Source organism: Novosphingobium nitrogenifigens DSM 19370, from assembly GCF_000192575.1.
GTDB classification, from domain to species: domain Bacteria; phylum Pseudomonadota; class Alphaproteobacteria; order Sphingomonadales; family Sphingomonadaceae; genus Novosphingobium; species Novosphingobium nitrogenifigens.
On the sequence record NZ_GL876931.1, the window covers coordinates 237357 to 246075 of the forward strand.

The window sequence follows — 8719 nt, forward strand, 5'->3', positions numbered from 1 at the left end:
TTATCTGGACAGTCTGCGCCGCCCGCAACATTGCAGTAAGGTCGGCGATGGACGCCCACGGTAGGCAGTAATCAGGCTGGCCGTAGCGCTGACCCAAGAGCTGGCGGAGGCCAGCCTGATTGCTGCCGGGCCATAGCGCGCATCGGTGTGAAGGTCAGCTTCCGGGTGGGGGGTCCGGGGGGAGGGCTTCGCGCCGGTGTCGATCATTTCTGTTTACGAGCGCCGCGAGGCCAAGGGCCTCGATGCGCATGTGCCGCTGATCCAGCGCGGCGACGCGCTTTATGATCCCGATCTGGATCGCTTCTTTCTCGACCTGCCGCTGTCGGACGTCCGCTCGCGGCACTCGCTTCGCGCCTATGCCTATGATGTCGTTGTCTGGCTTCGCTTTCTCGATGCCTGCGGCAAGACCGTGTGGGCTGCGACCCGCGACGACGTCGATGCCTATCATCGTGAGCGACGCCGCGACGAGGCCGATCACCGGATAACGGCCGCAAGCTGGAACCGCGCCGTCGCCAGTCTCGATCGCCTTTACCGTTGGGGTGAACAGCAAGGGCTGATCACCGACGCGCCGTTCAGCCGCCGCGCCGTGTGGCGACCGGCGCATGGTGGCCGTCGCGGCATGATCGCGGCGCGCAACGACGCCTATGAACGTGTCGCCAGGCGATCGGATGTCCGGTTCGTCACGATGGACGACTACCGCATTTTCGGCGAGGTCGGCCTGCGCGGGCTCACCCCTGACGGCACGGAGCGCCCCGGCGCTCGCGACCGTAATGGGCTACGCAACGCGCTGTTCGCCGATCTTCTCGTCACCACTGGCCTGCGCCTCGAAGAGGCGTCGGGCTTGCTCACCACCGAGCTCGCGGCGATCGACCGCGCTGACGGCGATGCTGGGCAACTTTGGCTGCCTCTCCCGCCGCCGCTCACCAAGGGCGACCGGGGACGCAGCGTTCTGGTCCCACGCCGGCTGCTTCGTCAGATCGCCGCCTATGTTGCCGTCGAGCGCGCAGCGGGCGTGGCCAAGTTCGCCGCACGCGATGGCGCGGCCCGCTTCGAGCGACCGATCCCTGTCACCCGCGCCGGTCTCGACCGCATGCGCGATGTCTGCACCCCGGAGGAACGATGCCGCCTGATCCTGTGCGACGAGTATGGATCGCCCCGCGAGCCGGCGGCGCTATGGCTGACCGAGGTCGGGCAGCCTGTCCGCCCCAACTCGTGGGAGGTGATCTTCACCCGCGCCTGCAAGAGGTGCGCGGAGAACGGCTTCCCGCTGTCGATCAGCCCGCACCAGCTTCGCCACACATTCGCGGTCCATATGCTCGCCTTGCTGATCCAGCAGCGGCTGCGCGAAGCGGCATTGCCGGCGGGGCCGGTGGAGAGCTATCGTTTGATCCTGGGCGACCCGCTGCAACAGGTGCAACGCCTGCTCGGCCACGCGAGCCTCACCACCACCTATATCTACCTCGACCATATTGCGACCCGCGCCGATACGGTGGATGCGGCGGTCGAGGAGCTGCTCGCGCTGCTGCCGGGACCGCAGGGCGCATGAGCGGGCGTGCCCGCAAGGGTCGGCCCGTCGTCTTCTCGCCGATCACGCCCGAGCCCGTGCAGCCTGATCCCGTGCTCGGCCTCAAGTTCACCATCGAGGCGCGGCATGGCGGGACGGTCCTGATCGATATGGCCGCACTCGATCCTCGTCCGCTCGCCATCGCCTTCGCCGGCGCGCTGCGTCGGTCGGCCGCACTCGGAGGACCGATCGGTGCGGCGAGCGTCATCAAGCAGTATTTAAATGCCTACCGCCTGTTCTTCGCCTGGCGTGGCGACGAAGCGCTGAACGTGGCTGGCGTCGGCGACCTGCGCGCAGCCCATATCGATGGGTTCGCCTCCGCGCTCGACCGCCGCGGGATGGGCGCGATCCACCGGCACATAACGGTCGGCAAGATCGTCAACACATTGCGCGCGATCGAGGCAGACTGGCCCGATCGGATTGCGCCTGACCTGCATGAGCGGCTGCGCTACACACTGGCCACGTCGGCGGGCCGCTCGACCCCGCGCGATGCTTATAGCCCCTTCGTCGCCCGCGTGTTGCGCGACGCCGCGAGGACCGACGTCGAAGCGATGTTCCGCCGTCTCGGTGCCGACGACCGCATCGATGAGGGCGACCCGGTCATCGCCAGAGCGCGGGCCGACGTCGAAGCCATCATCGCGCGGCAGGGCTTTATCGTTGCAGACCATCCGGCGCTGAAGAGCCTCTATTCCATGCGCATGCGGCGCGGATTGCCGATCAGCACGCTCATCGACGATCTGCATGGCCGCCATCACCTGCTTGCGCGCGATCTGCCGGCGCTGCTCGTGCTGCTCACGCTCGATACCGGCCTCGAGCCCGAGTGCCTGAAGGCGCTGACCACAGATTGTCTCACCAACCCCCATGCCGGCACGGTGGAGCTGCGCTATCTGAAGCGCCGCGCCCGCGGCGCCGAGCACAAGAGCATGCGGGTGCGCGATGGCGGTGGCGGCACACCGGGCGGCCTGATCCGTCGCCTGATCGACGTCACCGCCGCCGCCCGCGAGCACCTGCCTGACGATTGCCTCTGGGCCTATCACAACGTCGGCGGCCTTCGCGGTGGCATTTTCGATCTCAAGCACCAACTTGCAGCCTGGGCTCTGCGCCATGGCATCAGCGATGATGACGGCAAGCCGCTCCACCTGCTGCTCTCCCGGCTACGCAAGACCCACAAGGCGCTATGGTACACCAAGACCGAGGGGCACATGACCCGCTTCGCGGTCGGCCACTCGCGCGAGGTGGCGGCGCGCCACTATGCCGATCTGCCGTCGCTCCGGCCCCTGCACGAGACGGCCATCGCCGACGCCTTCCGCGCGGCGGTCGCTGCCGCGATGCCGACCGTGCTTCCGCCCACCGCCGAACAGACGTTGCGCGAAGCGCCCGATCAAGCTGCGCCGCTGATCCCGCTGGCTAACGTGGGGCCGTTGCTCGACGGCGAACTGGATGTCTGGCTCGCCGCCTGCGCGGGCTTCCATAGCAGCCCCTTCGCCGAGGCCGGATCACCCTGCGCGCAGCCCTTCTGGGGCTGTCTCGATTGTCCCAACGCCGTCATCACCGCGCGCAAGCTCCCCGCGATCCTCGCTTTCCTCGCATTCGTCGAAGAGCAGAGGCTGAGCCTGCCCGCGACCGACTGGGCGGCCAATTTCGGCCGCGTCCATGCCCGCATCACCGCCCAGGTCCTGCCGGCCTTCTCCGATGCCGTCATCGCCGATGCGCGCCGGCAGATGGAGAGCGAGCGGCTTTATCTGCCGCCAGAGGTCCGCACATGACCATGCCCGCCCATGCCCAGGCGCCCGCCTTCGACGATCGCCCCGTGCTGGCGAGTGCGCCGCTCAAGGAAGGCCATATCCGTGAGGAGCTATCGCGCGTCGGCGACCCGAGTTGGGATCTCGGTCCCGCCGTCTTCCGCGAGAACGCCCGGCGCTGCCACGTTACCGTGCATTTCGACGTGCTCGAACATGCCGATGTCCAGGCAGCGATGCGTGCCTATCTCTACGCGCGCCTCAACGTCGATCTTCCCGGCTATCGAACGAAGTTACCACCCGCCTGCATACGCCAGGTATTCAACCGTGCTCGCCGGTTCTTCGCCTTCGCCCGTGAGCGGCTCGGACGGCTCGACGTTTCCCGTATCGATCCGCCGTTGGTCGATGCCTATGTCCGTCATCTCCGCGACGATCCTGCCCGACGACCCGTCATCGTCGGTCACCTCCTCGAAGTGGTCTCCGATCTCTATTACTATCGTGACCACCTCGCTGGCGGAGGCCTTGCATTCGAGCCCTGGGCCGGACAGGCGCCCGCCCGCGTTGCGGGCTACCGCCATGTCCGGGAGAACTGCACGCCGCGCTTCCCGGAAGTGGTTATCGCCGCGCTGCTCGCCTGGTCGTTGCGCTACGTCACCATGTTCGCTGACGATATTCTCGCCGCCCGCCACGAGCTTGATCGGCTCGAAGCGCGCCGGGATCGCCTTGCCGCCGACGACGCGGGCCTTCCGGACGCGGATCGCCGGCAGCGTCGCCGCGCCCGCCTGAACGCCTATTTCGATCGCCGCCGCCGCGAGGGGCGCGGCGTACCGATCTGGGGCACCGCTCATAACGGCAAGCTGCGCATCGATCCGGGCACCGGCGCCGTGACCCCACCGATCAACGCCCATCTCCTGCATCTCCATGCCGGGATAGACGTGCAGGCCGAGCCTGGCGCGCATTTCATGCTGACTGGCGGTGAAGCGAGGTTGATCGACGCAGTGGCGGCCGAGCTGGGGGTCGAGGTCGGCGGCATGGACACGCCGATCACCATCGATCCCGAGAGCGGTCGGCCATGGCGCGAGCGCTTCGACGCGAAGACTCTCGCACACGAGGAACGGATGCTCCAGGCCGCCGCCTATATCGTGTGCGCCTACCTGACCGGCATGCGCGACTGCGAGGTGCAGGCGATGCGGCGCGGGTGTCTCTCGATCGCGCGCAGCGAGGACGGCCTGATCGAACGGCATCGCATCCGATCGACCATCTACAAGCGCCGCGCCGCCGCGGGCGAGGCGGCGAGCTGGGTGACGATCGAACCGGTCGCAGACGCGATCGCGGTGCTCGAACGTCTGTCGGCAGGCGCGGCACGCGCCAGCGGCAGCGATACGCTCTGGCCGGTGCTTCGTCCCCGCGCTGTCAGCAAGACGCATCTGTCGAGTGAGGTGGTGCGCCAGCTCAACACCTTCCGCGATCACCTCAACACCGCCTTCGGCAGCCCCGATGAGCCGGTCATCCCGCCCGGTCCCGATGGCAACCCATGGCGCATCACGACGAGGCAGTTCCGGCGCACCATCGCGTGGCACATCGCCAACCGTCCGTTCGGCACCATCGCCGGCATGATCCAGTACAAGCACGCCTCGGTCGCCGCGTTCGAAGGCTATGCCGGGACCAGCGCATCGGGGTTTCGCGCTGAGGTCGAGGCGCAGCGCCGGCTCGGTCAGATTGACGACCTGCTGGACTATTTCGACCGGCGTCAGGGCGGCGCATCGCTCGGCGGTCCGGCGGGACCGCGTATCGCACGGACGCTCGACGATGCCGCCGTCAAGCTCGGGCCATTGCCCGCCATGATCGCCGATCGCGCCCGCCTGCGCGTCATGCTCGCCAGCGTCGCGCGCACCTTCCATGTCGGCCCGCTCGCGGATTGCTTCTTCGATCCCGCGACCGCGCTCTGCCTCAAGCGCGTGACGACCCCCGATCCGGCACAGCCGCTCACCGCCCTGTGCGAGCCGACCCGCTGTCCCAACGCCTGCATCACCGCTCGCCATAGGCCGGCCTGGGAACGCGCGGCGGCCGATGCCAGGGCGCATTTACGCGAACGGCGCATCTCCGATCTTCAGCGTCAGGCTCTCCAGCGCGAGCTTGATCGCCTGACCGCGGTGATTGCCGGGATCGATCCTCCCGCGCCGTAGACCACCCCGGCTGTTGGCGGAGTCCTGCGCCGGTCGGCGCGCCCGCGCAACGGCTCTGCCGTCCTTCGCTTCGCTGCGGCCCTGACGGGTGCGCGAGCCCCCCTGTGCCCGGCGCGAACGGGCCTCCGCCGTCGGGGATGGTCCCCGGCGCGAGAACGAAAGAACAGATCATGTCAGCCTCACAACGCTCAGACGTCTATGCTCGCGTCACGCAAGCGATCGTCGACGCCATCGAAGCCGGCACCGCCACCTGGCGCATGCCATGGCATCATTCCGGCGCCGACGTCACCCGCCCGACCAACGTCGCCAGCGGCAGGCCCTATCGCGGCATAAATACGGTCTCGCTCTGGGCGGCCGCCTATGGCAGCGGCTATACGAGCGGGGTCTGGGGCACCTATCGCCAGTGGCAGGCGCTCGGCGCGCAGGTCCGCAAGGGTGAGCACTCCAGCCTCGGCATCCTCTGGAAGGAGTTTCGCGCGAAGGATGACGACGCCGGCGACGATGACGACCACCGCCGGCTTTTCGCCAAGGCGTTCAGCCTGTTCAACGCCGATCAGGTCGATGGCTACGCGCCCGAACCGGGGCCGGACCTGCCCGAGAGCGAACGCCTCGCCGCCGCCGAAGCCTTTATCGCCGCGCTCGGCATCGAGACTGTCTACGGCTCGGCCAGCGCCTATTATCATATCGCCGAAGACCGCATTCACATGCCGGATTTCAGAGCCTTCCACGATGCCCACGGCTTCTACGCCACCCATATTCACGAGGCGGCTCATGCCAGTGGCGCAGCCCACCGGCTCGACCGGGATTTCAGCGCCAAGTGGACCAGGCACGCGCTTGCCATGGAGGAAGCGACCGCCGAACTGACCGCATCGTTCCTGCTCGCCGATCTCGGGATCGCGCACGAACCGCGACCCGATCACGCGGCCTATATCGCCTCCTGGCTGCAACTGCTCAAGGACGAGCCCCGGGCGATCTTCACCGCGGCGAGCAAGGCGCAGGCAGCGGCCGACTGGATGCACGCCCAGCAGCCATGATCAGGCATCTGATATCTCTGCGTGGAGCGCCTGCAACAGCGGACAGCCCGGATCCTGGCCCGCATCGCAGGCGCGCACCGACGCAGCCAGAACCCGTTCCATTCGTCTGAGGTCGGCGATCCGCGTGCGCACGTCCTCAAGGTGCGAGGCCGCCAGTTCACGCACGTCGGCACAGGAGGCCTGTCCACCCGCCGCCAGCCCCAACAGCGCGCGCACCTCGTCGAGCGTGAACCCCAGTTCCCGGGCGCGGCGCACGAAGCCGAGACGCGCCACATCCTCAGCGCCGTAATTGCGATAGCGGCCACGCCGCGGCGGGATCGGCAGCAGCCCGATCCGCTCGTAATAGCGGATCGTCTCGATATTGCAGCCGGTGCGGCGGGAGAGCTCACCGATCTGGATCGCGCCGGTTCCAGCCATCGTAAAAATACCTCTTGAGTCTGTAGCAACTACAGACGCTAGGACGAGCGCATGACCAGAACAAGGATTCGCCCGTGACGCAGCAATCGCGCCCATCGAAGGGGGTTGGCGCCGCGTCGCTGACGCTGGGAGGCATCGCCGCGGCATTCGGTGTCGCTTCATGCTGCGCTCTCCCATTCCTGCTGGCGTCGATCGGTATCGGCAGCGCATGGCTTGGCGGCATCGGTCTTGCGGCAGCGCCCTATCGCACGCCGCTACTCCTCATCGGCGCATTGTGCCTCGCCGCCGGGGCGGTGTCGCTGGCGCGCCAGCAGATCACCGCCTCCCGCTGCGGACCGGACGGCGTCTGCACACCCCCGGCGGTGCGGATCGTCACGCTCGTCGGGCTGCTCATCGGCCTCGTTCTGCTCTATCTCGGCTATCGCTATGTCTGATCCCGTCATCGAGCTGCGCTCCACGCTGACTTGCCCGCATTGCGGCCATCAGGCGACCGAGACCATGCCAACCAATGCCTGCCAGTTCTTCTATGATTGTATCGGGTGCGGGACGGTGCTCAGGCCCAGGTCCGGCGACTGTTGCGTCTTCTGCTCTTATGGAACCGTGCCGTGTCCGCCGATCCAGGTCGACGGCAAGGACGGCGCGTGCTGCGGCTAAGCACGGCGTATGAGCGTCCGCTCCGGCGTTGATATCGTTGCGGACTGGACCGTGGTCACGACGCCTATGGCGCAAGCGGCCCTGCGTGGGCTGTGCGGATCGTTCATCGGCACCAGATGGCGCGGGATGGATGAAGCCGAGAACCGCGTCCATCGCTACGTGCTGCAGGGCTATGCAGCCACGGGCCGCGCGCCGGCAGGGGCACAGATTGCTGGTGCGGTCGGCCCTTCATTCGACGAGGTCACCGCTGCGCTACGGCGTCTTGCCGGGCGCGATCTGGTCGTACTCGATGATGCCGGTCGTATAGTCGGCGCATATCCATTCACCGAACGTCCGAGCGAGCATCACGTGACCGTCGCCGGCATCACGGTGAGCGCCATGTGCGCCATCGATGCGCTCGGGATCGGCGCAATGCTCGGCCAGGCTAGCGTCATTCGTTCGGTCTGCCGCTCGTGCGGACAGACACTTTCTATTTGTACGCGCGACAATGGCCAGACCCTCGACTTCGCTAAACCCGCCGGCATCGTCATATGGTCGGGTCAGCTTTATGCCGACGACTGCGCAGCCACCTCGCTCTGCACCCAGCAAGGCTTCTTCTGTACTTCCGAACACATGGAACGTTGGCGTGCGGACAAATCCCGCCAGGATGACGAAGGCGTGCCCCTCAACCTCTCGGAGGCGCTCGAGGTAGGCCGCGCGCTCTTCGAAGCGATGCGAAGTGCTTTGAGACTGGCCAACGACTGAGCGGCATTGGCGCGCGACACCGCGACTGATCGCCCCAGATTAGCCGACAAACCATCATTTGCGCCCTTGCGACAGGCGCGGGCTGACGCCCGCGCACAGCGGACGCCGCTGACGCGGCGACGCTGTTGTGGGGCCTCCCTCGATGCGGGTCTGGTCGGCGCTCCCTACTAGGCCCGCCACGACGCGCCGCAAGCCCGGCTGCGCCGCGCTGCTCCATTGCATTTCGCCCCTCCGGGTGCGGCCCGCCGCTTCAGCGGGCCTCTCCGGTCGTTCTCGCCGCCCACCCCCGCCTCGGGGGAGCCTTGGGGTTTTGGGTGGGGCTGGAGGCTACCGATGATTTTGATCCCCCAACCGCCGTTTTTCGCTGGACTGTCAGGATAT

At 67.4% G+C, this 8719-nt stretch carries 8 protein-coding genes; 7 read left to right on the forward strand and 1 reads right to left on the reverse strand.

What is annotated here, in order from left to right; translation table 11 throughout:
- Positions 1–196 precede the first annotated feature (196 nt).
- The 4 genes from Y88_RS09100 to Y88_RS09115 all read left to right on the forward strand — a co-directional run bounded on the left by Y88_RS09100 (position 197) and on the right by Y88_RS09115 (position 6523).
- Positions 197–1546, forward strand: a complete 1350-nt coding sequence (locus Y88_RS09100; protein ID WP_008068561.1) for a tyrosine-type recombinase/integrase — start codon at positions 197–199, stop codon at positions 1544–1546.
- Positions 1543–3330, forward strand: a complete 1788-nt coding sequence (locus tag Y88_RS09105) for a hypothetical protein (protein ID WP_008068560.1) — start codon at positions 1543–1545, stop codon at positions 3328–3330. Before Y88_RS09100 ends, Y88_RS09105 begins: the two co-directional genes overlap by 4 nt.
- Positions 3327–5489 (forward strand): hypothetical protein, encoded by a 2163-nt coding sequence (locus Y88_RS09110; RefSeq protein ID WP_008068559.1) that lies wholly within the window; start codon positions 3327–3329, stop codon positions 5487–5489. The genes Y88_RS09105 and Y88_RS09110 overlap by 4 nt, the downstream gene beginning before the upstream one ends.
- A 170-nt stretch (positions 5490–5659) precedes the next feature.
- The gene (locus Y88_RS09115; protein WP_018076189.1) at positions 5660–6523 is read left to right on the forward strand and encodes an ArdC family protein; all 864 of its coding nucleotides are present in this window, start codon (positions 5660–5662) and stop codon (positions 6521–6523) included.
- Here Y88_RS09115 and Y88_RS09120 read toward each other — a convergent pair whose 3' ends face one another.
- Positions 6524–6940, reverse strand: coding sequence for a MerR family transcriptional regulator (locus Y88_RS09120; RefSeq protein ID WP_008068555.1), 417 nt, complete (start codon positions 6938–6940; stop codon positions 6524–6526).
- A 74-nt stretch (positions 6941–7014) separates the two neighbouring features.
- Between Y88_RS09120 and Y88_RS09125 the strand changes: the two genes are divergently transcribed.
- Genes Y88_RS09125 through Y88_RS09130 form a run of 3 tightly spaced genes read left to right on the forward strand, consistent with a single transcriptional unit; the run spans position 7015 to position 8338 of the window.
- Positions 7015–7374, forward strand: coding sequence for a mercuric transporter MerT family protein (locus Y88_RS09125; protein WP_008068557.1), 360 nt, complete (start codon positions 7015–7017; stop codon positions 7372–7374).
- On the forward strand, positions 7367–7594 hold the full coding sequence (locus tag Y88_RS19710) for a GDCCVxC domain-containing (seleno)protein (protein ID WP_081458651.1): 228 nt from the start codon (positions 7367–7369) through the stop codon (positions 7592–7594). The genes Y88_RS09125 and Y88_RS19710 overlap by 8 nt, the downstream gene beginning before the upstream one ends.
- Before the next feature lie 9 nt (positions 7595–7603).
- Entirely contained in the window at positions 7604–8338 is a 735-nt protein-coding gene (locus Y88_RS09130; RefSeq protein ID WP_008068558.1) for an alkylmercury lyase family protein, read from the forward strand.
- Positions 8339–8719 lie beyond the last annotated feature (381 nt).

Excerpts from the sequence above, each read along its gene's own strand:
- Y88_RS09105 (WP_008068560.1), top strand. The coding sequence starts at position 1,543 with ATGAGCGGGCGTGCCCGCAAGGGTCGGCCCGTCGTCTTCTCGCCGATC.
- Y88_RS09110 (WP_008068559.1), top strand. The coding sequence starts at position 3,327 with ATGACCATGCCCGCCCATGCCCAGGCGCCCGCCTTCGACGATCGCCCC.
- Y88_RS09115 (WP_018076189.1), top strand. The coding sequence starts at position 5,660 with ATGTCAGCCTCACAACGCTCAGACGTCTATGCTCGCGTCACGCAAGCG.
- Y88_RS09120 (WP_008068555.1), bottom strand. The coding sequence starts at position 6,940 with ATGGCTGGAACCGGCGCGATCCAGATCGGTGAGCTCTCCCGCCGCACC.
- Y88_RS19710 (WP_081458651.1), top strand. The coding sequence starts at position 7,367 with ATGTCTGATCCCGTCATCGAGCTGCGCTCCACGCTGACTTGCCCGCAT.
- Y88_RS09130 (WP_008068558.1), top strand. The coding sequence starts at position 7,604 with ATGAGCGTCCGCTCCGGCGTTGATATCGTTGCGGACTGGACCGTGGTC.